Consider the following 26,742-nt stretch of genomic DNA (forward strand, 5'->3'; position numbering starts at 1 on the left):
CCGATGCTGGGGGGCATTGCCATTCGCCGGACGCTGCTGGCCAGCGCGCTGATCCTGCCGGGGACCGTTTGGGGGACGTCGGTATCCGCCGAGACGCTGCGCGAGGCGCTGCTCAAGGCCTATACGACCAACCCGACGATCACCGCGCAGCGTGCGCAGCAGCGCGCGACCGACGAGAACGTCGCGATCGCGCGCGCGGCGGGGTTGCCGTCCGTCAACGCGACCGGTGACTATAGCGAGTTCGTCGTCAACGCCTCGAACAACTTCCTTGCGCCCGCGCGCCAGGGCGTCGCGCGCGCCAACGTGTCGGTGCCGCTGTACTCGGGTGGCCAGGTCCGCAATTCGGTCGCCGCGGCCAAGACGCGCGTCGAAGCGGGGCGGGCGCAGCTGCGCGGGACCGAGGCGGACCTCTTCACCAACGTCGTCGCCGCGTACATGGACGTGATCCGCGACGAGGCGATCGTCGGGCTCAACACGCAGAACGTCCGCGTGCTCGACGTCAATCTGCAGGCCAGCCGCGACCGGTTCCAGGTCGGCGACCTGACCCGCACCGACGTCGCCCAGTCCGAGGCGCGGCTCGCGCTCGCCCGCGCGCAGCTGCAGTCGGCGCAGGCGCAGCTGATCTCGAGCCGGGAAACCTATGTCCGGCTCGTCGGCACCCCGGCGGGGATCCTCGATACCCCGCCGACGCTGCCGCATCTGCCCGACAGCCCGGCCTCGGCGGTGACGGAGGCGATCGAGAACAACCCCGTGCTGATCGCCGCCGCCAAGGAACGTGACGCGACCCGCTATGACATCGGCGTCGCGCGCGCGAGCCGACTGCCGCAGATCAGCGCGGTCGGCGGTGCGAGCTACACCAACTATCTGAACTCGATCCCGCCGAGCGGCGGCGGCATCGGCGCGAGCAGCACGCCCAACGCCAACAAGGCGGTGCAGGCCGGGCTGTCGCTGACGCTGCCGCTGTTCCAGGGCGGCCGTCCGGCAGCGCAGGTCCGCCAGGCCGAGGCGCTGCGTGCCCGCGCGATCGAGAACGTCACCGCCACCGAACGCAACGTCATCGCGCAGGCCCGATCGGCCTATGCGGTGTGGCGCTCGTCCGAGCAGGTCATCCAGTCGTCGGAGACCGCGGTCAACGCCAACAAGCTGAGCCTCGAGGGCGTGCGCGCCGAGAACAGCGTCGGCACGCGCACCATCCTCGACATCCTCAATGCCGAACAGGAGCTGCTCAACTCGCAGGTCACGCTCGTCACCGCGCGCCGCGACGCCTATGTCGCGGGCTTCGCGCTGCTCGCGGCGATGGGCGAGGCGGAGGCGCGCGACCTGGGTCTCGACGGTGGTGTGCTCTACGATCCGGTCGCCAACTACAACCGCGTGCGCCGCAAGATCTGGGATTGGGGCGGGGACGGCGAGCCGGTACCGGTCGCGACGCGCACCGACCAAACGCCCGCGCAGGACGCCGTCGTGCGCAAGCCGCAGGACTCTCTGCTCGACAGCCCGGTTGACAGAAGCCCCGCGCTGACCACAGGTGAGGCATCGCCGAACCGCCAATAAGGGCGCTGGCCAGGGATTTGGGACGTTGCGCATGGGGGATATCAGCGCCGAGCCGTCGATGGAGGAGATCCTCTCGTCGATCAAACGCATCATCGCCGAGGAAGGCGACACGATGCCGGGCCGTCAGCGTCGCAATTCGCGCGCGACTCCCCATGTTCCGCAGCCGATCGACCTCCCCATCGACCTTGACGATATGGACGAGGACGAAATCCTCGAACTGAGCGATCCGATGCCGATGGTCGACCGTACGCCCCCCCGCGCCGCCAAGCCCGCGCCCGAACCGGTCGCCGTCGCGTCCGAGGCCGAGCCGATCGTCTCGCGCCAGACCGCCGCCGCCGCGCGCGCGCCGCTGGAAGCGCTGACGCGGATGATGGTGAAGCCCGAGCCTTCGAGCGACGGTACGCTGGAAAGCCTGGTCCGCGAGATGCTCCGCCCGATGCTGCGCGAATGGATCGACGCCAACGTCCCCGGCATGGTCGAGGACATGGTCGCCAAGGAAATCGCGAAGATCACCGGCCAGGCATAGGCCTACCTTCTTCCGTCATCCTGACGAACGTCAGGATCCAGAGCCCCAAGCGCTCCGTTTTGTAACCCTGGATTTTGGGTCGAGCCCAGGATGACGGGGCGTTTGTGACACTCGCCCCTCTGGCCTCACGCCCCACCGCCCGCTAAGGCGGCGGGCATGAGCGAACTCCCCAAAACCTTCGACCCGGCCTCCATCGAAGCGCGCTGGTACGCGCATTGGGAGGCGACCGGCGCGTTCCGGCCCGACCGTCCGCACGCCGAGCCCTGGACGATCGTCAATCCGCCGCCCAACGTCACCGGCTCGCTGCACATCGGCCACGCGCTCGACAATACGCTGCAAGACATCCTGACCCGCCACGCGCGGCTGAAGGGCAAGGATGCTTTGTGGGTGGTCGGGACCGATCATGCGGGCATCGCCACGCAGATGGTGGTCGAGCGGCAGATGGCGCTTGTTCAGCAGAAGCGCACCGATTTCACCCGCGACGAGTTCGTCGCAAAGGTCTGGGAGTGGAAGGCCGAGAGCGGCGGCGATATCACGCAGCAGCTGCGCCGCCTCGGCTGCTCGATGGACTGGGAGAATGAGCGCTTCACGATGGACGAGGGCTTTTCGAAGGCCGTCGTGAAGGTCTTCGTGGCGCTCCACGAACAGGGCCTGCTCTACCGCGACAAGCGGCTCGTGAACTGGGACCCCGGCCTCGGCACCGCGATCAGCGACCTCGAGGTCGAGACGCGCGAGATCAAGGGCAGCTTCTGGCACCTGCGCTATCCGCTCGAAGACGGGTCGGGCCATATCGAGGTCGCGACGACGCGGCCCGAGACGATGCTCGCCGACATGGCGGTCGCGGTGAACCCGTCTGACGCGCGCTACACCGCGCTGATCGGCAAGATGGTCCGTCTGCCGATCACCGGCCGCCCGATCCCGATCGTCGCCGACGAGCATGCCGATCCCGAACTCGGCTCGGGCGCGGTGAAGATCACGCCCGGCCACGACTTCAACGACTTCGAGGTCGGCAAGCGCGCCGGCATGAAGGCGGGCGAGATGCTCAACATGCTCGATGCCAAGGCACGCATCGTGCAGGTCGCCGACGGGCTGATCCCCGACGCGTTCCTCGGCCTCACCACCGCTGAGGCCCGCAAGGCGGTGGTCGCGCAGCTCAAGGCCGACGGCGTGCTGATCCCGCACATCGACAAGGAGGGCGTCGAGCACGACGCCGAACCCCGCACGATCCAAACGCCGTATGGTGACCGCTCGGGCGTGGTGATCGAGCCCTGGCTGACCGACCAATGGTATGTCGACGCCGACACGCTCGCGAGGCCGGCGATCGAAGCGGTCCGCGTCGGTGCGATCAACATCGTCCCCAAGACCTGGGAAAAGACCTTCTTCAACTGGATGGAGAACATCCAGCCCTGGTGCGTGTCGCGGCAGCTCTGGTGGGGGCACCAGATCCCGGCGTGGTTCGGGCCGGACGGCACCGCCTATGTTGCGGAAACCGAGGCCGAAGCGCAGGCCCAGGCAGGCGAGGGGGTGACCCTGACGCGCGATCCCGACGTGCTGGACACGTGGTTTTCTAGCGCCTTATGGCCGTTTGCGACGCTGGGGTGGGATGGAGCCAACCCCTCCCCTTCAGGGGAGGGGCTTAGGAACACGCTAAACGGCCGCTACCCCAACGACGTCCTCATCTCCGGCTTCGACATCCTGTTCTTCTGGAACGCCCGCATGATGATGCAGGGGCTCCACTTCATGAAGGATGTGCCGTTCCGAACGCTCTACCTCCACGGCCTGGTCCGCGCGGCCGATGGCGCCAAGATGTCGAAGTCGAAGGGCAACACGGTCGACCCGCTCGGCCTGATCGACCGCTACGGCGCCGACGCGCTGCGCTTCTTCATGGCGGCGATGGAGAGCCAGGGCCGCGACATCAAGATGGATGAGAAGCGCGTCGAGGGCTATCGCAACTTCGCGACCAAGCTGTGGAACGCCGCGCGCTTCGCCCAGGCCAACGGCATCGTCGCCAGCACCACGCTGGAGGCGCCCCGCGCCGAGCTCGCGGTCAACAAATGGATCATCGCCGAGACCATCGCGACCGTCCAGAATGTCGACCTCGCGCTTGCCGATTACCGCTTCGATGGCGCGGCCAACGCGATCTACCAGTTCGTCTGGAGCCGCTTCTGCGACTGGTATCTCGAGCTCATCAAGCCCCAGATGGTCGGCGACGAACGCGGCCAGATCGACGAGGAATCCAAGGCCGTTGCCGGCTGGGTGCTCGACCAGATCCTGGTCCTGCTCCACCCGTTCATGCCGTTCATCACCGAGGAATTGTGGCACGCGATGGGCGAGCGCGAGCATGACCTGATCCTCGCGCAATGGCCGATGGCCGACGCGCGCTCGATGGATCCTGAGGCGAGCAGGGAAGTCGACTGGCTGATCCGCCTGGTCCAGGAGATCCGCACCGCGCGCAACGAACTGAACGTGCCGCCGGGCGCGCGCCTGCCGCTCCATGTCCGCGACGCGAACGCGGCGACGCTGGCGCGGCTCGAACGCCAGGCACCCGCGCTCGCGCGTCTCGCCCGCGTCACGCAGGCCGACGGCGAGGCATCGGGCGGTGCCGCGCAGGTCGTGGTCGATGAAGCCACTTTCGTCCTGCCGCTCGAAGGCGTCATCGACCTAGACGCCGAACGCACCCGCCTGACCAAGGCGATCGCTGCCGCGGAGAAGGAGCGCGACGCGCTGTCGGGCCGTCTCGGCAACGCCAGCTTCGTCGAACGCGCCAAGCCCGAAGCGGTGGAGAAAGCCAAGGCCGACCACGCCGACAAGGCCGAGGAAGCCACGCGGCTCCACGCGGCGCTCGGGCGGCTGGGGTAAGCTCCCCTCCCACCTCACCGTCACCCCAGCGAAGGCTGGGGTCTCCCCGTTCGTGTCGCAGCGGTTGCCCCAAACGGGAGACCCCAGCCTACGCTGGGGTGACGGATGGGAGGGGTCGGTCCTCCCACCCGTCACCCCGGACTTGTTCCGGGGTCCATCGTTCCGCGAACTCAACCGCCCGTGAGTGTGCGGAACCATGGATGCCGGAACAAGTCCGGCATGACTGAGGTAAACACGGCGATTTTCCCCTGTCCTAAAGCCCCCAAATTTGCCACCATCCCCACATGATGCGCTCCACCTCTTCCCCGACGACCCTGCCGGCAATCTCCCCCCGGAACCCCATTCCCGCCCGGACGTAGCGACAACTTCGACAACTTCCGCCGTCCCGACTCGCGGCCCCGCACAGCAACAGGACCGCCCCGTGGCACCAAAGCGCGACCTCACCACTGGCCATATCGGCCGCACCCTGCTCGCCTTCGCGCTCCCGACGCTGGGGTCCAACATCCTCCAGTCGCTCAACGGCTCGATCAACGCGATCTGGGTCGGGCGCTATCTGGGGGAGGGGGCGCTGGCGGCGACGTCCAACGCGAACATCATCATGTTCCTGATGTTCGGCGCAGTGTTCGGCTTCGGCATGGCCGCGACGATCCTCGTCGGCCAGAGCTTCGGTCGCGGCGACCTGGACGGCGCGCGCCGGGCGTTCGGATCGGCGGTCGGGCTGGTGTTCGGCGGCGCGGTGGTAATCGCGGTGCTCGGCTGGATTTTCGCACCCGAAATCCTGCATCTGCTCGCCACCCCCGGCGACGCGATGCCGCTCGCGCTCGCCTATCTGCGCGTCATCTTCCTCGGCCTACCGGCATCGATGCTGATGGTGCTGATCATGATGGGCCTGCGCGGCTCGGGCGATTCGATGACCCCGCTGTGGTTCATGGTGCTCAGCGTCGTGCTCGACAGCGGCCTCAATCCGCTGTTCATCGCCGGCATCGGCCCGTTCCCGCGGATGGGGATCGCCGGCTCCGCGACGGCGACGCTGATCGCCAACCATGTCGCGCTGCTTGGCGTCATCGTTTATGTCTATGCCCGCGACCTGCCGATCCGCCTCCGCGGCATCGAGCTCCGCTACCTCCGCCCGTCCGCCGCGCTGACCGGAACGATCGTCCGGAAGGGCCTGCCGATGGGCGCGCAGATGCTGGTCATGTCGACCGCCGGGCTGACGATGGTCGGCCTCGTCAACCGCCTCGGCGTCGATACGGCCGCGGCCTATGCCGTGTCGCAGCAGCTCTGGACCTATATCCAGATGCCCGCGATGGCGATCGGCGCCGCGGTCAGTTCGATGGCGGCACAGAATATCGGCGCGAGGCGCTGGGACCGGGTCGGCGACATCACGAAATACGGCCTGATCTTCAACATCGCGCTGACCGGCGTCATGGTGCTGGCCGTCATCCTGTTCGACCGCCCGGTGATGACGCTGTTCGTGCCCGACACCAGCCCCGCGCTGCCGATCGCGCGGCATATCCAGCTGATCGCCAGCTGGAACTTCATCGTGTTCGGCGCGACGATGGTGCTGTTCTCGACGGTGCGGGCGAACGGCGCCGTGCTGATGCCGCTGCTGTTCCTGTTCGTGTCGATGTACCCAGTCCGCATCGGCTTCGCGCTCGTGGCGCAACGCTGGCTCGACTCCGACGCGATCTGGTGGAGCTTCCCCGCCGGATCGGTGGCCAATCTGATCATGGCGGTCGGCTATTACCGGTACGGCGATTGGCGAAAAGGCTCGCTGGTCGTCCCCGGCCGCGAACCGCCGCAGCCGATCGTCGAACCCGCCGGGACCGAGCCGGCCGGCCGGCTTCAGCCCTCGGGTTGAGGCGCCATCACGCGGATGATCCCGGCGGCGATCTTCGCGGTGACCGGGGTCTTGGCCAGCACCTCGCCGTCGATCGAGATCGGCAGCCGCGGGATGGTGTCGACGCGGATACTCTTGCCGCGGAAGTCGCGGACCTCTTCATGGCGCGATTCGTGGCGCAGGACGCTCGCGACCCAGTTCTTGACCAGCCGTCGCTTCATTTTGCCCATCACCGCCTGCACGACGATCTCGCCCGAATCGACCGACGCCGCGTCGACCAGCTCGGTGCCGCCATGATAGGGCCCGTTCGAAATCCGCACCTCGACCACGCGCATCCGCACCGCATCGTCGCCCTCGCCGACGATCAGCGTGAACGGGCGGAAGAGCATGAACTGATACGCCGCCCAGCCGAGATAACCGACGCGGCCGAGCACCTTCTTCAGGTTGTGCGGGACCGTCTCGGCGATCTTGGGGCTCATCCCCATCGCGGCGCAATTGGCGAAATAGTCCTTGTCGATCATGCCGAGATCGATCCGTCTCGGCGCACCGTTGCGGATCACCTCGACCGCACCCTCGATGGTCAATGGAATGCCGAGCGTGCGCGCAAAGCTGTTCGCGGTACCGAGCGGCAGCACCCCCAGGATGACGTCGTGACCGACCATCAGGTCGACCAGTCCGCTGACCGTCCCGTCGCCACCGCCCAGGATCAGCAGATCGGGCTTCTTGGCGAGCGCGCGCTTCACCGTCGCTTCCAGGTCGTCGGGATCCTCGACGGCGTGCGCGTCGACCGGATAGGGCAGGTCCGCCATCGCGGCGCAGGCGCGATCGAACAACGCCTGGCCTTTCCGCGACTTGGCGTTGACGACGAGCGCGGCGGACGTGATCTGAGTGTCTGGCATAGGCCCCCTAACGCACGACGCGCGGTTTCGCACCGGTACCGCCGCCGCGTAACACTTGCATGACCATTCGGCATCCCGCAAAAGCCTGACCATGTCCGCTAGCTACCCCGCGCTTCGCCTTCGTCGCACCCGTTCGACGGACTGGAGCCGGCGGCTCCATGCCGAAACGGTGCTGACTCCCGCCGACCTCATCTGGCCGCTGTTCGTTTGCGAAGGGCAGGGCGTCGAGCAACCGATCGGCGCGCTGCCCGGCGTCTCGCGCTGGTCGGTCGATCAGATCGTCGCGCGCGGTCGCGAAGCGCGCGATCTGGGCATCCCGTGCCTCGCGCTGTTCCCCTACACGCAACCCGGCCGCCGCACCGAAGACGGCCGCGAGGCACTCAACCCCGACAATCTGATGTGCCAGGCGATCCGCGCGCTGAAGGATGCGGTGCCCGAGGTCGGCGTGCTGACCGACGTCGCGCTCGACCCCTATACCAGTCATGGCCATGACGGGCTGGTCGACGACGCAGGCTATGTCGTGAACGATACGACGGCCGACATGCTGGTCCACCAGGCACTCAACCAGGCGGCGGCGGGAGCGGACATCATCGCTCCGAGCGACATGATGGACGGCCGCATCGGCCTGATCCGCACCGCGCTCGAAGCGGGTACGCACCATAACGTCCAGATCATGAGCTATGCGGCGAAGTACGCCAGCGCCTTCTATGGCCCGTTCCGCGATGCGGTCGGCAGCCGTGGCCTGCTGAAGGGCGACAAGAAGACGTATCAGATGGACAGTGCCAACGCCGAGGAGGCGCTGCGCGAGGTCGCGCTCGATCTTGCCGAGGGGGCCGATACCGTCATGGTCAAGCCCGGTTTGCCGTATCTCGACATCGTCGTCCGCGTCCGCCAGGCGTTCGAGGTGCCGGTGTTCGCGTATCAAGTCTCGGGCGAATACGCGATGATCGAGGCTGCGGTTGCGGCCGGCGCCGCGGACCGCAATGCGATGGTGCTGGAGACGCTGATGGCGTTCAAGCGCGCGGGCTGTTCGGGGGTGCTGACCTATCACGCGGCGCATGCGGCAAAGCTGCTGAATGCCTGACATCCGCAGTGCTGGTGCCGGACTGATGCCGCGGTGGTCCCGCGTGCTGTTCGTCGCGACGATCCTGACCGGATCGTTCCTGCTGTTCCTAGTGCAGCCGATGGTCGCGCGGATGGCGTTGCCGCGGCTTGGTGGCGCGCCGGCGGTGTGGAATTCGGCGATGCTGGTCTATCAGGCGCTGCTGCTCGCCGGCTATGCCTATGCGCATTGGCTCGATCGGGTCCGGCCGCGCGCGCAGGCGGCGATCCATCTCGGCGTGCTCGGCGTCGCAGCGCTGTGGCTGCCGATCGGGTTGATGACGATGGACCCGCCCGCGACCGCCCACCCCGCAATCTGGGTGCCGTGGCTGCTCGGGCTGTCGATCGGGCCGTTGTTCTTTGCGGTCTCGGCGCAGGCGCCGCTGATCCAGCGCTGGTTCAGCGCCGCGAGCGGCGGCGGCGACCCCTATGCGCTGTACGCGGCGTCGAACCTCGGCAGCTTTGCCGGGCTGATCGCCTATCCGCTTCTGGTCGAGCCGTTGATGGCGACACGCAGCCAGAGCCTGCTCTGGAGCGGTGGCTATATCGCGCTGATCCTGTTCGTGCTCGCCTGCGCGACGCGGTTGCCGCGCACTGCGGCGGCGGATCACGTGGCCGCGACCAGCCCGCCCGCACGGCCGGCGCGCGTGCTCCACTGGATCGCGCTGGCGCTGGTGCCCTCAGGGCTGATGCTGGCGACGTCGACCTACATCACCACCGACATCGTCGCGATGCCGCTGCTGTGGGTGCTGCCGCTCGGACTGTATCTGCTGAGCTTCACCGTCGCGTTCGCCGCCAACCGCGACCTCGCCGATTTCCTCACGCGCATCGCGCCGGTCACGATCCTGCTGTTCGGCGGCGTGATCATCGGGGGCTATAACGAGCGCCCGTTTCTCAACGCCGGCATCGCGCTGACCTTGCTGTTCATGATCTCGGTTGCGTTGCACACCGCGCTTTACCGGATACGGCCCGCCCCCGATCGCCTCACCGGCTTCTACCTTGCGATGTCGGCGGGCGGTGCGCTGGGCGGGGTGTTCGCCGCGCTGGTGGCGCCCGTGGTGTTCGACTGGACCTATGAATATCCGCTGCTGATCCTGGCCGCGGGTATGCTGGTCCCGCAGATGTTCCTGACTCAGCATGTCCGCGCGTTCTGGGCCCAGCCCGGGCTGCGACCGGCAGTCGCGCTCGGGGTCATCGTGTTGATCCTCGCGATCATGCTTGGGTCGCGGATCGGGCAGCCGAACGGACTGTTCAGCGAGGAGAGCCAGGGGCTCGTTTTCATCGTCGTCGCGGCGATCGGCTTTGCGACCATCGGTGCGCGCCGACCCTATGTGGTGGTGCTCGCCGGCGCGCTGATGCTGTTCGGCGGCTATCGCGCGATCGCGCTGTCGGCGCAGGGCGGCGCGCGCGTGCGGAGTTACTTCGGCGTCTATACGATTCGCGACCAGCCGGGGGTACGCGAGCTCGATCACGGCACGACGGTGCACGGAGTCCAGCTTCGCGGCTCGGTTGCGCGCGAGACCACGCCGACGACCTATTACGCACGCGGTTCGGGCGTCGGACGGGCGATGGCGGCGCTCGATCGGCTCTACGGCCCGAATGCCCGCGTCGGCGTCGTCGGTTTGGGCACCGGGACGCTCGCCTGTTACGCGAGGCCGGGCCAGCAATGGCGCTTCTACGAGATCGATCCGGCCGTCGTTCGAATCGCGCGCGATACCGGCCAGTTTAGCTTCCTGAAGACCTGTCTGCCCAATCCGGTCATCCGGCTGGGGGATGCGCGGATCACGCTTGGTCGCGAGGCCCCTGACAGCCTCGACCTGCTCGCGCTCGATGCGTTCTCTTCGGATTCGGTGCCGATGCACCTGATGACGCGCGAGGCGTTCGCGACCTATGGCCGGGTCCTGGCGCGCGACGGCCTGCTGCTGGTGCACATCTCGAACCGGTTCATCAACCTCACGCCGGTGGTCGCGGCGGCAGCGCGCGAGGGCGGCTGGACGGCAACGCAGATGCGCTATCGTCCGTCGACGTTGGAGGGGGACCATGCGTCGGGATCGGACTGGATCGCGCTGTCGCGCACGCCCGCGTCAATCGCGACGCTGACCGCAGCCGATCCGGGCTGGCAACCGCTGACGGGCAGAAAGGGCTTTGGCGGCTGGACCGACGATTATTCGACGATCCTGCCGCTGCTCAAAACCTAGGCGGCTGGCAGGGTGGCCTGGATCCGCGCGATCGTCGTGCCTTGCCGCGTGGCCTCGGCGCTGGCGCGGTCACGCAATGCCGTCAGCGCGGGATAGTCCGGTTCGAGCTTCGCCGCGCGGTCGGTTGCGCTCTGTTCGATATCGCCGATGAGCGCCGAGGATTGCGCTCGCCAATCGTCCAGCCCAGCCAGCGCCACCTGCGCCGTCAGCCACGGATCGCTGCCGACCGCACCGCCGCGCGCGGCCCGGGCAAGGGCTTCGGCCGCGCGCGCGTCCTTCGCGAACCCGGTCGCGATCGCGTCCAGTCGGGTCGCCAGCTGCACGATCTGCACGTCGAGCGCCGGATCGGCCGCCGCGATCACCGGCTTGACCTCAGGCTCGCCGAAGCCAAGTTTCTCCACCGGGCGGGCAGCGAGCGATGGATACACCCCGGTGTCGCCCGCGCACGCGGCGAGGGCGAGCGGAATGGCGAGCAGCGAGAGCGTCTGTTTCATGCGCCGTGTCCTATGCGCGTCAACTTTTCGACGCAACGCACTTGCGCGATTCGAAACCCCCTTCTAAGAGCGCACCTCCACTGCACCCATAGCTCAGCTGGATAGAGCATCAGACTACGAATCTGAGGGTCGGGCGTTCGAATCGCTCTGGGTGCACCAGGAATTTCCGCGAGGAAGCGGGGGAAGCCGGGTCGGAAACGATCCGGCTTTTTCGTGTCCGGTCGCAGCCATTACAAACCGGCGCGGACGCGCTAGGGACGCGTCATGGAAACCCTCATCAACGTCCTCAAATGGACCGCGTCGATCTCGGGGATGCTCGCCGCGTTCATGGTATCGCTCGACTACGGGCGCCGCGTGACCGGATGGGGATTCGTGATTTTCGTCGGGTCGTCGATCTGCTGGTTTGCCGGTGCCTGGCTGACCGAGGATTTCGCGCTGGGCACGCAGAATACCGTGCTGTTCGGTATCAACCTGCTCGGCGTCTACCGCTATCTGATCCGCAAGACCGGTGTCTGACCGGCTGGTCTGGGCGCTCGGGCTGGGACTGCTCGGCGCGATCATCGGCAGCTTCGTCGCAGCGCTGGTGTTGCGGTGGAGCAGCGACCGCTCGGTGATGCGGGGGCGGTCGGCGTGTGATTCGTGCGGAACGACGCTGCGGGCGGGGGAACTCGTGCCGCTCGTGAGCGCGCTCGTACAGCGTGGACGGTGTCGAACCTGTGGGCAGGCCATCCCTCAGGCACATTGGCGAATCGAACTGCTCGGGCTGGTGATCGGTGCGGCGGCAGGCTGGATGGTCGCCGGGCCGATCGCGCTGGCGGGCGCGGCGTTCGGTTGGCTGTTGCTGGCGCTCGGAGCGCTTGATGCGATGTGCTTCTGGTTGCCGGACCGGCTGACCGGAATGCTGGCGGTGACGGGGGCGGCATCGGGGCTGGTGTTCGGACCGGCGTTGGCGGACCGTGCGATCGGCGGCGCGATCGGTTTCGGGTCCCTGTGGTTGATCGCCCAGTCTTATCGTCGCCTCCGCGGCCGCGACGGGATGGGGGGCGGGGATCCCAAATTGTTCGGTGCGCTCGGGCTCTGGCTCGGCTGGGCCATGCTGCCCGCCGTGCTGCTGATCGCAAGCATGGTCGGGCTGGGCGTGGCGCTGTCGGCGCATATGCGGGGGCGGGCGGTTGCCGCGGATACCGCGTTGCCGTTCGGGACGTTGCTCGCGATCGCGGCTTATCCGGCGTGGCTGTTCATGATAGCTCTGCCGTCATGATCTATACTCTCTTCGCGCTTGCGCTTCAGGCGGCCGGACCATCGACGATGATCGACAGCGGGTCGCTGGGGGCGATCGGCACGCAAGCGCTGCCGGCCAAGGGGTGTGCCGCCTATCTTTGGAACGTGTCCGGCACGCGCGTGCTGGTGGCGATGGCGGGGGCGGACCCTGCGCAGTTGCGAATCGCCGTCGACGGCAAGACGAAGGACTATGCGCGTACGGCGCAGTCCGGCGCGGGCGGGTTCGGGTTCGCCGCGGTCACCGAATATCGCGGGGGCGATGTGACGGCGACGCTGGACATGACGATCACGACCCGCGGCGATCTGGCACAGGGAGCGACGGTGATGCCCGCCTCGCTCAGGATCGACCGCCCCGGTCACGATACGATCATTGTCCCCGTCGGGGGCATGATCGGGTGCGTCTGATGGTAAATAGGGGTTGAACTAGAACGACATTTCGTGCGTTGCCCTTGGTGATGGGGGTGTGTCGAACACGATCGCGCCCGTTTCAAGGGATCGTGTCTAGCGTGGCATCTTCGACTAACCGGCATGTTTGGCTCGCCCTGGCGTTAGCGGCGTCGTCGCCGGCCACGGCCCAGATTGCAAAACCGGGCACTGCACCGGCCAAGGGTCCGACCGCGCCCAAACCCGAAGATCGACCAGCCGCCAGCCAGGCGACCGATCCGCGCGGGGACACCCCTATCGTGTCCGAGGCCGAGTTCGACAGCGCGCTGCCGCCATTGTCGAGCGACCTGGACGCTCCGTTGGAGGCCATGCCCAGCGCTGCGGCATCAGCCGCACCGGCAGCGACGACCGCCACGGCGGTCCAGTCCGCGACGACGGCATCCGGCGACGTACTGCCACCCCTCGGTCCGCAGGATCCGCAGCTCGCCCAGCCGCTGACCCCGCTCGCCAGCTACGACACCGTTCCGCTACAGACCGCTGCCGACATCAAGGACACGGACGCACCCGACATCCGCTATGATTCGGCGATCGTCGGCCTCGACAAGGCGGGTGACGGGCTCGAAGCCCGCTACAAGGCGCTGTCCGCGCTTCGCGAAGGCGACGGCAAGGCGGCGAACGCCACGCAGGTTTCCGCACGCGCCAAGGAGGACGAAGCGCTCGCGGTTCGGCTGTTGAAGTCGATCGGCTATTATGACGCCGCCGCGATCTCCACGATCGAGACCGTGCCCGGCACGCCCGGGCGTTTGAAGGCGACGGTCAGTGCGCAGCCCGGACGCCTTTACACGCTGTCGTCCGTGACCGTGGAGACGGGGCCGACCACGCCGCCCGATCTCGTCCGCACGCAATTGCCGTTGAAAGTCGGCGATGCGATCGAGGCCGAGCGTATCCAGGGGGCCGAGGCGAACCTCAGCCTCGTCCTGCCGCAGCGCGGCTACCCGTTCGTCAAGGTCGGCGACCGCGATATCCTGCTCGACGACCAGACCCCGACGGGCGCCTATACGTTGCCGGTCGACACCGGGCCGCGGTCGTCGTTCGGACGGCTGCGTACCGAAGGCGATGCGGTGTTCGATCTGGACCATCTCAACGTCTTCCCGCGGTTCGAGGCGGGCGAACTCTACGACAACCGGCTGGCGGACGATCTTCGCGATGCGCTGGTCAGCACTGCGCTGTTCTCGACCGTGTCGGTGGAGCCGGTCCGTACCGGACAGGTCAACGCGGACGGCACCGAAGCGGTCGATCTGCTGGTGCGACAGTCGAAGGGGCCGGCACGCACGCTGGCAGGCAACGCCGGCTATTCGACCGGACAGGGCTTTCGCGCCGAGGCGACCTGGACGCACCGGAACCTGTTCCCGCCCGAGGGCGCGCTGATCGGTTCGGTGATCGCCGGCACCCAGGAGCAGGGGGCGTCCGCCACCTTCCGCCGCGCCAATGCCGGCAAACGCGACCGCACCTTCAACGTCATCGCGTCGGCCAACCACAGCAGCTACGACGCCTATAGCGCGTTCACCGGTACGCTCGGCGTTCGCTGGAGCTACGATTCCACGCCGATCTGGCAAAAGACGCTGACCTATTATTATGGCGGCGAACTGGTCGGCACGAATGAGAGCGTGTTCGACTTTACCAGAGGCGAAAACGTTCGGCGGACCTATGGCATCGTTGCGCTGCCGACGCAGGTTCTGTTCGATCGGTCGGACAGTCTGCTCAACCCTGCCAAGGGCTATCGCCTGCGGTTGAACGTCAGCCCCGAAACCTCGGTGCAGGGGTCGGTCAGTCCGTATGTGCGCGCGCAGATCGAAGGCACCGTCTACTATCCCGTGTCTAAGAGCCTGGTAATTGCGGGGCGCGCCAAGGCGGCGTCGATCCAGGGAATCGCGCGAGACGACCTGGCGCCGTCGCGACGCCTGTATGGCGGTGGCGGCGGATCGGTGCGCGGCTATGGCTATCAGCGCCTTGGGCCGTTCGATCCGAACGGCGACCCGGTGGGTGGTCGCAGCCTCAACGAATTCGCGCTCGAGGCGCGCTATCGGTTCGGCGATTTCGGCATCGTGCCGTTCGTCGATGCCGGCAACAGTTACGAAAGCAGCACGCCGAACATGAGCGCGCTCAAGATTGGTGCCGGTATCGGCGGGCGCTTCTATACCAATTTCGGGCCGTTGCGCTTCGACGTCGCGACACCGCTCAACCCGCGCAAGGGTGACGGCAAGGTCGCCCTCTATATCTCGATCGGGCAAGCATTCTGATGGCCGAAGATACGTATCCGGCCGAGGCCCAGACCGAGGCCGGCGTCGTTCACTCGCCACTATGGCAGCGGATCCTGAAGTGGATCGGCATCGCCGTTCTCGCGATCGTCGCGCTGCTGCTGATCGTGCTGTTCGGGATCAACACCGATCCCGGCCGGCGGCTCGTGGCGGACCAGATCGGGGGCTACACGACCGAATCGGGTCTGAACATCAAGGTCGGCCGGATCGACGGATCGATCTATGGCGCAATGACGCTGAGCGACGTTCGCGTGTCGGACCCCAAGGGCGTCTTCCTGACAAGCCCCAAGCTGAGCGTGGACTGGCGGCCGTTCGCGTTTGCGCGCAACCATGTCGACGTGCGCTCGCTGTCGACCTCGCTGGTCACGCTGCAGCGCCGCCCCGTGCTGAACCAGACACCGACCGATCCGAACGCGCCGTTGCTGCCCGATCTCGATATCGACGTGAACCGCCTGCAGATCGCGCGGTTCGTGATCGCCAAGCCGGTGACCGGCGCGACGCATATCGTGAAGATCGACGGCGCGGTGCATATTGCCGACAAGCGCGCACAGCTGACGACAAACGCGGCTGCGTTGATCGGGCCGGGCGTCGCCGGCGGCGACACGCTGACGCTGAAGCTCGACGCGGTGCCCGCGGAGAACAAGCTCGACGTCAGGGCGAGGTTGGTCGCACCGGTTGGCGGCGTGGTCGCCACGATGGGTGCGCTGAAGGAACCGCTGACCGCGACCGTCGACGGGCGCGGCAGCTGGAAATCCTGGCGCGGTAACGCTGTTGCGACGCTGGGTGGCGGGCAGCTCGCCAACCTCGCGCTGACCGCCACCGACGGGCATATCACCGTGCGTGGGCCGACGCGGCCTGGCCTCTATCTCGAGGGGCCGGTCGAACGGCTCACCGCGCCGCAGCTCGACGTTGCGATCGATACGACGCTGAACGACCGCAAGGCCGATACGCGGATGACGCTGAAGTCGGACGCGCTGGCGGTCGATGCCGGAGGCCTGCTCGATCTTGCCAGCAGCCGTTTTGGCAATTTCGCCGTGAACGCCAAGCTGCTGACCCCGGGTGCGATCGCCCCCAACCTGCGCGGTCGCGACGTCACCGCGCGGCTCGTGCTCGACGGCGCGTTCGCGACACCGACGGTCGACTATAAGGTCCGCGCGGCGACCATCGGCTTTGGCACGACCACGGTCGAGAATGTCTATGCCGAAGGTCTGGCGCGGGTGAATGCGGATCGCATTCTGGTGCCACTCAATGCCCGCGCGGCGCGGGTCACCGGGCTCAACGCCGCCGTTGGCGGGCTGACCACCAATGTCCGAATCCAAGGCGATCTGGCGATCGCAATGCCGAACATCATGTCGGACAATCTGCGGATCCGCTCCGACAAGATCGACGCGACCGCCATCGTCGTCGCGAACATGGCCACCGGTCGGTACACCGGCGCGCTCAAGGGGCGGGTCAACAATTACCGCGTCGACGGCATCGGCATCCTGAACCTGACCACGGACGCCAAGCTGGTCACCGGACCCAATGGTGGCTTCGGCATTGTCGGCCGTGTCGTCGCGCAGACCACGCAGCTGTTCAACGAAGGCGCGCGCAGTTTCCTGGGCGGCAACGCGATCGTCCGGTCGGATATCGCGTACAGCCCCGAGGGGATCGTCACGTTCCGCAATCTGCGGATGAACGCGCCACAATTCCGCATCACGCGCGGCGATGGCCGGTTCGATCCCGCTACGGGCGCGGTGCTGGTGAACGCGGATGCCTATTCGGCCGTCTACGGGCCGCTCTCCGCGCGCGTTACGGGCAGTTCGACCGCGCCGGTCGTCGTCCTGCGTGCACCACGGCCCGGCGTCGGCGTCGGGCTCGTCAATCTCAACGCACGGATCGTTGGTCGCGGCGGGGCGTATGCCGTCACCGCGAGTGGCGGGACCAATTACGGGCCGTTCACCGCCGATGTGTTGGTAACGCCGGGTAATCAGCTCGCGGTCGACATTCGTCGGGTCGTGTTTGCCGGCATCATCGCCCGCGGGCGGGTCGTCCAGACTGCGGCCGGGCCTTTTGCTGGCGCGCTGACGTTTGCGGGACAGGGCCTGTCGGGCAATGTCCGCCTGGCCAATCAGCGCGGCTATCAGCGTGCCGACGTCGCCGCGCGCGCCAATGGCGCGACGATTCCGGGTATGGTCGATTTTACGATCGGACGCGCGATCATCGCCGCCAGTGCGGTGCTGACACCGACGCCACAGATCGTCGCGGACGCGCAGGTCGCGGACCTTCGCTATGGTGAAGTGGTGCTCTCGGCCGCGCGGGCGAAAATCAATTATGTCGGCGGGCGTGGGACTGCGCAGGCGGTGGCGACCGGGTCGAGCGGCGTGCCGTTCCGCGTCGCGCTCAACGCCAAACTGAGCCCGAACGACTATCTCGCAGCGCTGCAGGGGCAGGCCAACGGGATCGCGTTCCGCACGATGAACCCGGCGCGGATCCGTGCGGCGGGTGGCGTGTACACGCTGGCGCCGACGCGCGTCGATTTCGGCGGCGCGAATGGCGGATCGGTCCGACTGGCGGGCAGTTATGGCCGCGGGATCAATGCCAAGGCGCGGCTCGACAAGCTCGACCTGTCGGTGTTGAGCGCGCTGATGCCGAGCCTTGGCATCGGCGGGCAGGCGACGGGCAGCGTCGACTTCGCACAGGCCAACGCGAACGCCGTTCCCGTCGCCGACGCGCGCGTGACCGTGACCAACTTCACACGATCGGGGCTCGCCGCGGTTTCGGACCCGGTCGACATCGTCTTCGCCGGCACGCTTGGCGCCGACGGCGGAATCGGCCGGGCCCTCGTCCGCCGCGGACCCACCGTCGTCGGACGGATGGTCGCCAACCTGCGGCCGCTGGGTGCCGGCGCGTCGTGGAGTCAGCGTTTGATGGCGGCGCCGCTGTCGGGCGGGATTCGCTACAATGGGCCGTCGGCAGTGCTGTTCAGCTTTGCGGCGATCCCGAATCAGCAGCTGTCGGGACCGATCGCGATTGCCGCCGATTTCTCGGGGCGTCTGCAGGCGCCGCTGCTCAACGGTCTGATCCGCGCCGACAATCTGACCTACGACAACGAAACCTACGGCACGCGTCTGTCGCGGATGCAGCTGGCGGGTCGGTTCAACAATGCGCGGTTCGAGATCACGCGGCTGAACGCCAAGGCCGGCGACGGTACGGTCCAAGCGACCGGGTCGATCGGTCTGGCAGCCGCGAGCGGCTTCCCGATCGATATCCGTGCGACGCTCGACAATGCGCAGCTCGCCAAGAGCGACGCGATCAGCGCGACGACCACCGGGACGATCCATCTGACCAACGGCCCGAACGGTGGGCTGATCCAGGGCGATCTTCAGATCCCCGAGGCGCGGTACGAGATCATCCGGCAGGGTCAGGCCGAGGTATCGGAGCTGACGGGCGTTCGTCGCAAGAGCGATATTCGCGTGCCCCGGCCGACCGATCGTCCGGCGCCGGCACCGACCGGTCTGTTCAAGCTCGACCTGCGGGTCCGCGCGCCGAACCAGCTGTTCGTATCGGGCATGGGGCTCGATTCGGAATGGCGGATGGACATGCGGATCGGCGGGACGTCGGCAGCCCCGGTCATCACCGGTGGGCTCGACGTGGTGAAGGGCGCCTATTCGTTTGCAGGCAAGCGTTTCGAGGTGACACGGGGTACGGTCCGCTTCCGTGGCGGCGCGCTGACGGATCCGGACATCAACATCACCGCGACGACGACGGTCAACGGCATCACTGCGGTGATCCTGGTCACCGGCACCGGCCAGCGCCCGCAGATCGCCTTCACATCGACGCCGGTCCTGCCGCAGGACGAGGTGCTCAGCAGGTTGCTGTTCGGCAAGAACCCCACCAACTTGTCCGCGACCGAAGCGATCCAGCTTGCCGCTGCGCTCAATTCGCTACGCGGGTCGGGCGGCGGTGGCTTGAACCCGCTCGGTAAGCTGCGTTCGGCGACCGGGTTCGACCGGTTGCGGATCGTCGGCGCCGACGAGGCGACGGGGCAGGGCACGAGCCTGGCGGCTGGCAAGTACATCACCGACAATATCTATGTGGAGATCGTCACCGACGCGCGCGGCTTCACGTCGACCCAGCTCGAGGTTGCGCTGACCAAGGCGCTGAGCTTGTTGTCTTCGGCGGGCGGTGCCGGCGGATCGAACGCGAGCCTGCGCTATTCGAAGGATTATTGAGTAGAAGAGCCGCGCGCGTGGAGCATGTCGACGTCATCGTGGTCGGCGCCGGAATCTCCGGCGTCGCCGCGGCCTATCATCTCCAGACCCGGTGCCCGGACCGCAGCTATGCGATTCTGGAGGGGCGGGCGGCGATGGGCGGGACGTGGGACTTGTTCCGCTACCCGGGCGTACGGTCCGATTCGGACATGCATACGTTGGGGTTCGCGTTTCACCCCTGGACGAAGCCGAATGCGATCGCGGATGGCGCTGCGATCAAGGCCTATGTCGAGGCGGCGGCGCATGCACACGGCATCGACCGCAAGATCCGGTTCGGGCACCAGGTAACCGCGGCGGCATGGTCCACCGACGATGCGCGATGGACCGTGAGCGCGACCGGGCCCGATGGCGCGACCGTCACGATGACCTGCACGTTCCTGTCGATGTGTGCGGGCTATTACGACTATGCGTCGGGCTACACGCCGGAATTCCCGGGCGTCGCGGACTTTGCCGGGCGGATCGTTCATCCGCAGTTCTGGCCGGATGACCTCGACGTCTCGGGCAAGCAGGTCGTAATTATCGGCAGTGGCGCGACCGCGATGACGCTGGTTCCGGCGCTGGCGAGGACCGCCGCGCATGTGACGATGGTGCAGCGGTCGCCGACCTACGTCGTCGCCCGCCCCGCCGAGGACCGGATCGCCAACTGGCTCGCTGCACGGCTTTCGGCGAGCGCGGCCTATCGCCTGACGCGCTGGAAGAACGTGCTGTCGGGGATCGCGCTCTACCGTCTGGCACGATCGCGACCGAGGATGGTGAGCAAGCGCATTATCGCCATGGTGCGCGAGCAGCTCGGGCCTGATTACGATGTCGAGACGCATTTTACGCCGCAGTACGATCCGTGGGACCAACGCATATGCCTGGTTCCTGATGGCGACTTGTTCGACTCGATCCGCGCGGGCCGCGCCTCGGTTGTTACCGACCGGATCGAGCGGTTCACCCGCGGTGGGCTTGCCCTAGCGTCGGGCGCCGCGCTTGCGGCCGATATCGTGGTGACTGCGACCGGCTTGTCCGTGCAGCTGCTGGGCGGAATCCGGCTCAGTCTGGACGGGCAACCGATCGTCCTGTCCGGACGGCTGCAATACAAGGGCATGATGTTCGACGGGGTGCCGAACCTGTCGACCGCGTTCGGCTATACCAACGCATCGTGGACGCTGAAGGCAGAGCTCACCGCGATCCATGTCTGCCGGCTGCTCACGATCATGCGTAAACGCACGCTCCGACAAGCGACGCCGCGCAACGACGACAGCGCGATGCGGACAGAGCCGCTGATCCGCTTTACGTCGGGCTATGTTCAACGGGCAAAGGCGCTGCTGCCCGTGCAGGGGGCGCGCAAGCCGTGGCGGACCAACCAAAACTACGCGCTCGACGTCATGGATTTGCGGCTTGGTCGCGTGCCGGCCGCCATGCGGTTTTCGAACCCTGAACCGGTTCGAAACTCCGGTAGTCGGTCGGGCAGGTTGAACTTGAGTCATCATTAGGACCGCCAGCGCGTGCTTCCTAAGATTTCGCCGCCGTCTGAGTTCGCCAGCTAAAGCTCGTCACAAAACAGTAACCAAGATGACCGCGGCTGATTCGCCCTAAATGGGTCGATCTATCAAGCGCCGTCGTGGCGATTCGCGACAAGTGTCGGCCCGGCCGCCGCCACGGACGGTGTTAGCGTCAATTGGCATCGACCGGACCGACGTTAGTCAATCACCAAGGGCGGATTACGACGCCGATGACAAGAGCCAGAATGAACTTAAGCATGTTTTGCTCCCTTATTTTCACACCCTTGCGGATGCCTCCGGCGATTAACAGTTAACGGTTCGTTAAACAATACTGATATGAAATGGTTAACCACGTCTGTTCGCGCTGGAGCAGGGAGCCTTAAGGGTATCTTCAGCAACGCGCGTTAATCGCCGACAGCATGAGGCAGGCTTCGCGCGCGAATTTCGGACTGTTGTCGGACGGGGGCGTGCCCGGTGAAACGCATCGCCTGTCGGCGGGCGCTGCTTTGGGGACAATAGCGGCCCCGTGCGCCCAACCGGTTTGGCAGTTCGTGATCCTCGCAGAGATCGCCAATTTCGCTGCTCTCCGCCGCCATCTGGGTCGCCAGCGTGCAGACGTAATCATTGGCGATATTTCGTCGAGAATTCGGGGCGCGCTGCCTGACGCACGCACGATGGTAGCTGGCCGCAACCTGATAGAGATTGTGTTCGAAAGCGACGCGCGGCTGTCGCTTGACGTGACGGTAGCTGGGTTGGAACTCGCGTTCGAAACTCCCTTCGATATCGATGGCGAATCCCACCGTGTTCGGCTGCTGGTCGGTGCAGCGGCGGCCGCGGCAGGGCACAGCGACGATGTGCAGCTTGTCGAAGAGGCAGAGCGCGCGCTTGCCGACGCACGGATCGAAAGATTCGCGGTCTCGCGGGATGTTGCGAACGCTACTGCCTCGGACGACCGCATCGCCCTGGCGCGTGACCTGGCCGACGCGATTGAGAACGAGGAATTGTTTCTTCAGTACCAGCCCAAGGTCCATCTGCGCCGGCAGGAGGTGACCAGCGTCGAAGCCCTGGTACGCTGGCAGCACCCGGATCGGGGACTGGTGCTACCCAGCGACTTCATTCCCATGGCCGAGCAGTCGCGCGACATCGTCCCGTTGACCTTGTGGACGATTCGACAATCCATCCTCGATCAAAAGCGCCTGGCGGACCGCGGCCACGATCTGCGCATTTTCATCAATATCGCGGGCGGGCTCCTGGCCGACATGCGGTTCGTCCGCACGGTGTGTGCACTCGTTGAAGAAAGCGGCGCGCGGCTGGGTTTTGAAATTACAGAAACGTCGGTGATCCGAGACCCGGAAAGCGCGATCGCGCACCTGAAGGTCTTTGCCGACATTGGCGTTACCATCGCCATCGACGATTATGGTGCCGGCCTGTCGTCGCTCGCTTATCTCAAACAGCTGCCTGCGCGCGAGCTCAAGATTGACAAGTTGTTCGTTACCCAGCTGACCAGTTCCAACCGCGATCCATTGATCGTGCGGTCGACCATCGACCTTGCGCATGCGCTGGAGATGGAGGTGGTCGCCGAGGGGGTTGAAACGCCCGCGGCGATGGCGCTGCTGTCGGTCATGGGCTGCGACATGATCCAGGGCTTCCTAATCAGCCGCCCGATCAACATCGACGCCCTCTTACATTTCCTTGATTCCGACGCGCATCTGCCGGATTCCGGCGATCTCCGCGCCCCGTTCAAACAGCTTGCGTCCGTCTGGAACCGGGGCTGAGAGATGTATTTTAAGTCCGCCTTGTACTTGGCGTTCGCCGCGATTGCCTTCGCGCCTTCACTGTCGGTTGCGCAACTCGCTAAGGTCACGGCCGAACAAACGATCGCGGATGCGAAGGCCGTCATGCTCGCGGACCCCGATGCCGCGCGATTAATGGCGAAGGAGGCGCAGCGACTGGCAGGCTCGATTCGCGATCCAAAAGCGCGGGGCGTCGCGGAGGCAACTGCCTCGTGGTTACAGGGAGAGGCCTATTTGCGAACGAACGATACGGTTCGTGCCCGCGCCCCGATCACCATGGCACTGGCTAGTGTCGTGAAATTGGCGCCACGCACTAAACTCCACGCCGATATTCTGCTGTCGCGTGGCGGTATCGACGGCGCAGCTGGGATCGTTGGCGATGCCCTGCGTGATTACCAGGCTGCGTTTGAAATCTACCGGATCATCGGCGACACTCGCGGGCAGGCCATGGCGCTCGTCTTTATCGCCGTTCTCTACTCAGAGGCAATGGACCAAAACACGGCGCTCCGATATTATCAGCAGGCGCTCGACGTCTATAAGTCAGACCCAAATCTAGCCATTTCGATATACAATAATCGAGGCCTGGCATATATCGACACATCAAAGTACGACCAAGCAGCTGGTCAGTTCAACCATGCTCTGAATCTGGCAACAAAGTTAGACAGTCCGTTGGTGGTGGCGTCTATTTTAGCCAATATCATAAGAGTCGACCTCGCTAAGGGGCGGCTAGATTTAGCAGATCGGAGAATTGCTAAGAGCCTCACCCTCGCAAACGACCCCAATTCGGCCAATCTGAGACGTATTCTGGTGGCGCTAGCGGCTCAGTCCGCACTGCAACGTCGTCACCTACCACGGGCAGTACTGCTTGCTAAGCAAGCGTTTGCCGGGCTGGACTTAACGAAGACAGGTGTCGATCTACGCGATTCGCACCGGACCGCGTACGACGCTTTCGTCAAGGTCGGCGATCTGCCGTCCGCGCTTGCGCACCTTCAGGCGCTGAAGCGGCTCGACGATGCTACGACCAAGGTTGCAACCAGTTCGAGCACCGCGCTGATGGGCGCGCGGTTTGATTTCGCAAACCAGGAACTGAAGATCAGCCAACTCAAAGCGGACGAGCTCGAACGCGGCATCGCGTTCGAACGCGCACGCGCGCGGACGCAGCGGTATGTCTTCTATGGCGCGTCCGGCACGGTCGCCGTCATCATCGCGATGTTGGCAGTCGCGCTGTTCACCATTCGCCGGAGCCGCGACAAGGTTGCCGCGGCCAACGCGGATCTGGCGATCACCAACAGCGCGCTCGGTAAAGCGCTGGCGGCGAAAACGGAATTCCTGGCCACCACCAGCCACGAAATCCGCACGCCGCTGAACGGAATTCTCGGTATGACCGAGGTCATGCTGGCCGATGCGAAGCTTGGACCTGCGATCCGCGATCGGCTCAACGTGGTGCATGGCGCCGGTTTGACGATGCGGGCGCTGGTCGACGACATTCTCGACGTGGCGAAGATGGAAACCGGCAATCTCACCATCGAATCGGCACCGTTCGATTTGCGCGCGACGATCGTCGACGCGGCGCGGATGTGGGAGGAACAGGCGCGCGCAAAGGGGCTCACGTTCGACGTCGACCTCGCAGAGTGCCCGACGCTGATCCTCGGCGATGCGACACGGGTACGGCAGATCGTTTTCAACCTGCTGTCGAACGCGCTTAAATTCACGCCGAAGGGGCGGGTGTCGCTGTCGGTGGACGTCCTCCAGAACGCCATGCTGCGGATCGCGGTATCCGATTCCGGGATCGGCATTTCCGCCGACAAGCTGGAGGAGATTTTCGAATCCTTCCGTCAGGCGGATGCGGGGACGACACGGCAATTCGGCGGCACCGGGCTCGGCCTTTCGATCTGTCGCAACCTGGCGCGGGCGATGGGCGGCGATGTCTCGGTCGGCAGCGTCGTGGGCGCAGGAGCAACCTTCACGCTACTGCTGCCGCTGACCCTGTCCGCCGCCGCCACCGAGTCGGGAAACGCCGGCCCGAAATGGGAGACGCTGGTAGTCGATCGCAATCCCATCACGCGGAGCATGTTCGGTGCGCTGTTAGCGCCGCATGGCGGTCCGGTGGTCTTCGCCAGCACCACTGCCGAGGCGCTGGACCGACTGAACCGGGGCAGCGTTGCACGCGTATTGATCGATGATGCAACGGTGCGCGCGGGTGGGGACAGCACTGCGGAACTCCGCGCGATTGCCGGTGCCGGCGCTAGGGCGGGTGTCGACCTGACGTTGCTGTGGCCGGTTGCGGATGACGTCGAGCGGCGCGCGCTTTTGGCAACGGGCGTTGACCGGATCGTTGCCAAACCGGTTTCCGGCGCGGCGTTGGTTGCTGCGATGTTTTCTCGTTCAGTTTCAGAAAACAATGCAATTCCGGACCTTGTGTCTCGGGCTGCATGAGGCGTATGCGACCAATATGATTACGCATCCGAAACCGTATTCTCACCGTACTGCGATCGGTCGTTGAACGTCCTTTTCATCGAGGATGACCGGATGAACCGGCGTGTCGTCAAGGACATGCTGGACGTCGCCGGCGCCACGATGGTCGAAGCGGAAAGCGCGGAGATCGGGCTGCAGATCCTGTCCGATCAGGACTTCGAGATGGTGCTCGTCGACCTCCGGATGCCGGGCATGGATGGCATTACGGCCATCGAACATATCCGTGCCAGAGACGATCGGAAGGCCAGCGTGCCGATCATCGTCGTTACCGCCGATATCGCCCCCGACCTGCGCGAACGGTGCATGGCGGCGGGCGCGGATGACGTCATATTCAAGCCGGTGGCGATGGACGCGTTGTTCGACGCAATGGGACGCATCCTGGCGCGCGACGCGCAGGGCGACGGACTGATCAGCTAGCGTCGCAAGGCGTCGGCGAGCGAGGCGACCGCGCTGCCACGGCGCGCGGGCTTGGGTTGCGAGTCGTCGGGCGACCAGCCCGTCAGGAAGATGATCTCGAACCGCTCGCGCGTCCGTCCCCGTTCGTCCGCCGCCTGGGCGAAGCTTTCGGCGAGCGCGGAGAGCGCCGCCCTTCCCAGCGGATGACGACCGACCAGTATGTTGGACGCCGCCATGCCGCGCAGGTCGCCGAACAGCCGCCCGATGTCGCGGTAGCCGACGTTCAGCGTTTCGACATCGGCGACCGGCAGCGTGAAGCCCGCGCGCATCAGCAGGTCGCCCGCCGAGCGCACGTCGATCTGCGGATGGAGTCGCGCGACCGGGCGTTCGCTCTCGGCGACGCGAAGCGCCGACCGGAGCGCTGGCAGGCTGCCAGCGCCGATGAACGCGCCGAGGAACAGGCTATCCGGGCGCAGCACGCGGCGAATGAGCGCCAGCGCGCCGGGCAGATCGTTGACCTGGTCGAGCACGCCTGCGCTGATCACACAGTCGAACGAGGCGTCCGCAAACGGAAGCCGATCTTCGTCGCCCTGTACGCCGCCAGCGGCTTTCGCGAAGGCGAAACCGGGATCGAACCGGGCGACGCGCGCGCCGGGCGGCGGAACGAACGCACCGTCGAAGCAGCCGAGATCGAGGATATCGCCCAGATCGCGCGTGACGGCGTCCAGTCGCTCGGCGATCCCGTCGAGCATCGTCGCGCGGACGAAGTCGTGCGCGGCATAATCCGGCACTGCACGATCGCGGCGATGCCTGCGAGCGGCGCGGTCGAAGATGTTGGGGGTGTCCACGGGTGCGCTTGTGCCGCGGGCGGGCTTTGGCGACAAGGG

Annotated in this window: 18 protein-coding genes and 1 tRNA gene; 16 read left to right on the forward strand and 3 right to left on the reverse strand. The window is 66.2% G+C overall.

The window, feature by feature from the left end; translation table 11 throughout:
• Positions 1-3: 3 nt before the first annotated feature.
• From U1701_RS12250 to U1701_RS12265, 4 genes are all read left to right on the forward strand, one after another.
• The gene (locus U1701_RS12250) at positions 4-1,551 is read left to right on the forward strand and encodes a TolC family outer membrane protein (protein ID WP_332782847.1); all 1,548 of its coding nucleotides are present in this window, start codon (positions 4-6) and stop codon (positions 1,549-1,551) included.
• Between the two features lie 31 nt (positions 1,552-1,582).
• Complete coding sequence (locus U1701_RS12255) at positions 1,583-2,077, forward strand: DUF2497 domain-containing protein (protein ID WP_332782848.1); 495 nt, start codon at positions 1,583-1,585, stop codon at positions 2,075-2,077.
• Between the two features lie 156 nt (positions 2,078-2,233).
• A complete protein-coding gene (locus U1701_RS12260; RefSeq protein ID WP_332782849.1) occupies positions 2,234-4,936 on the forward strand; it encodes a valine--tRNA ligase in 2,703 nt (900 codons plus the stop codon).
• Positions 4,937-5,357: 421 nt separating this feature from the next.
• Positions 5,358-6,797: an MATE family efflux transporter gene (locus U1701_RS12265; RefSeq protein WP_332782850.1), complete on the forward strand. Its 1,440-nt coding sequence runs from the start codon at positions 5,358-5,360 to the stop codon at positions 6,795-6,797.
• On the opposite strand, the gene U1701_RS12270 is transcribed toward U1701_RS12265, so the two are convergent.
• Positions 6,782-7,675, reverse strand: a complete 894-nt coding sequence (locus tag U1701_RS12270; protein ID WP_332782851.1) for a diacylglycerol/lipid kinase family protein — start codon at positions 7,673-7,675, stop codon at positions 6,782-6,784. The genes U1701_RS12265 and U1701_RS12270 overlap by 16 nt on opposite strands.
• Before the next feature lie 91 nt (positions 7,676-7,766).
• On the opposite strand from U1701_RS12270, the gene hemB reads away from it, so the two are divergent.
• Entirely contained in the window at positions 7,767-8,759 is a 993-nt protein-coding gene (gene hemB, locus U1701_RS12275) for a porphobilinogen synthase (RefSeq protein WP_332782852.1), read from the forward strand.
• Positions 8,752-10,974: a spermidine synthase gene (locus U1701_RS12280; protein WP_332782853.1), complete on the forward strand. Its 2,223-nt coding sequence runs from the start codon at positions 8,752-8,754 to the stop codon at positions 10,972-10,974. The genes hemB and U1701_RS12280 overlap by 8 nt, the downstream gene beginning before the upstream one ends.
• Here the strand turns inward: U1701_RS12280 and U1701_RS12285 are convergent.
• Positions 10,971-11,468 carry a hypothetical protein gene (locus U1701_RS12285; RefSeq protein WP_332782854.1) on the reverse strand — a complete coding sequence of 166 codons (498 nt, stop codon included), beginning with the start codon at positions 11,466-11,468 and terminating at the stop codon, positions 10,971-10,973. The genes U1701_RS12280 and U1701_RS12285 overlap by 4 nt on opposite strands.
• Positions 11,469-11,550: 82 nt before the next feature.
• Between U1701_RS12285 and U1701_RS12290 the strand changes: the two genes are divergently transcribed.
• The 10 genes from U1701_RS12290 to U1701_RS12335 all read left to right on the forward strand — a co-directional run bounded on the left by U1701_RS12290 (position 11,551) and on the right by U1701_RS12335 (position 25,876).
• Positions 11,551-11,627: transfer RNA gene (locus tag U1701_RS12290), tRNA-Arg, on the forward strand.
• Between the two features lie 105 nt (positions 11,628-11,732).
• On the forward strand, positions 11,733-11,984 hold the full coding sequence (locus tag U1701_RS12295) for a hypothetical protein (protein ID WP_332782855.1): 252 nt from the start codon (positions 11,733-11,735) through the stop codon (positions 11,982-11,984).
• On the forward strand, positions 11,977-12,729 hold the full coding sequence (locus U1701_RS12300) for a prepilin peptidase (protein WP_332782856.1): 753 nt from the start codon (positions 11,977-11,979) through the stop codon (positions 12,727-12,729). The genes U1701_RS12295 and U1701_RS12300 overlap by 8 nt, the downstream gene beginning before the upstream one ends.
• Positions 12,726-13,154 carry a hypothetical protein gene (locus U1701_RS12305; RefSeq protein ID WP_332782857.1) on the forward strand — a complete coding sequence of 143 codons (429 nt, stop codon included), beginning with the start codon at positions 12,726-12,728 and terminating at the stop codon, positions 13,152-13,154. Before U1701_RS12300 ends, U1701_RS12305 begins: the two co-directional genes overlap by 4 nt.
• 101 nt (positions 13,155-13,255) lie before the next feature.
• A complete protein-coding gene (locus U1701_RS12310) occupies positions 13,256-15,433 on the forward strand; it encodes an autotransporter assembly complex protein TamA (RefSeq protein WP_332782858.1) in 2,178 nt (725 codons plus the stop codon).
• Complete coding sequence (locus U1701_RS12315; protein WP_332782859.1) at positions 15,433-19,665, forward strand: translocation/assembly module TamB domain-containing protein; 4,233 nt, start codon at positions 15,433-15,435, stop codon at positions 19,663-19,665. The genes U1701_RS12310 and U1701_RS12315 overlap by 1 nt, the downstream gene beginning before the upstream one ends.
• The gene (locus tag U1701_RS12320; RefSeq protein ID WP_332782860.1) at positions 19,662-21,182 is read left to right on the forward strand and encodes a flavin-containing monooxygenase; all 1,521 of its coding nucleotides are present in this window, start codon (positions 19,662-19,664) and stop codon (positions 21,180-21,182) included. The genes U1701_RS12315 and U1701_RS12320 overlap by 4 nt, the downstream gene beginning before the upstream one ends.
• Positions 21,183-21,610: 428 nt before the next feature.
• Entirely contained in the window at positions 21,611-22,966 is a 1,356-nt protein-coding gene (locus U1701_RS12325; protein ID WP_332782861.1) for an EAL domain-containing protein, read from the forward strand.
• A gap of 27 nt (positions 22,967-22,993) precedes the next feature.
• A complete protein-coding gene (locus U1701_RS12330; protein ID WP_332782862.1) occupies positions 22,994-25,420 on the forward strand; it encodes a sensor histidine kinase in 2,427 nt (808 codons plus the stop codon).
• 63 nt (positions 25,421-25,483) lie between these two features.
• On the forward strand, positions 25,484-25,876 hold the full coding sequence (locus U1701_RS12335; protein ID WP_332782863.1) for a response regulator: 393 nt from the start codon (positions 25,484-25,486) through the stop codon (positions 25,874-25,876).
• Here U1701_RS12335 and U1701_RS12340 read toward each other — a convergent pair.
• Positions 25,873-26,703 (reverse strand): class I SAM-dependent methyltransferase, encoded by an 831-nt coding sequence (locus U1701_RS12340; RefSeq protein WP_332782864.1) that lies wholly within the window; start codon positions 26,701-26,703, stop codon positions 25,873-25,875. The two genes, U1701_RS12335 and U1701_RS12340, sit on opposite strands and share 4 nt — an antisense overlap.
• Between the last annotated feature and the right edge of the window lie 39 nt (positions 26,704-26,742).

The organism is Sphingomonas rhamnosi (assembly GCF_036663615.1).
In the GTDB taxonomy this organism is placed as follows: domain Bacteria; phylum Pseudomonadota; class Alphaproteobacteria; order Sphingomonadales; family Sphingomonadaceae; genus Sphingomonas.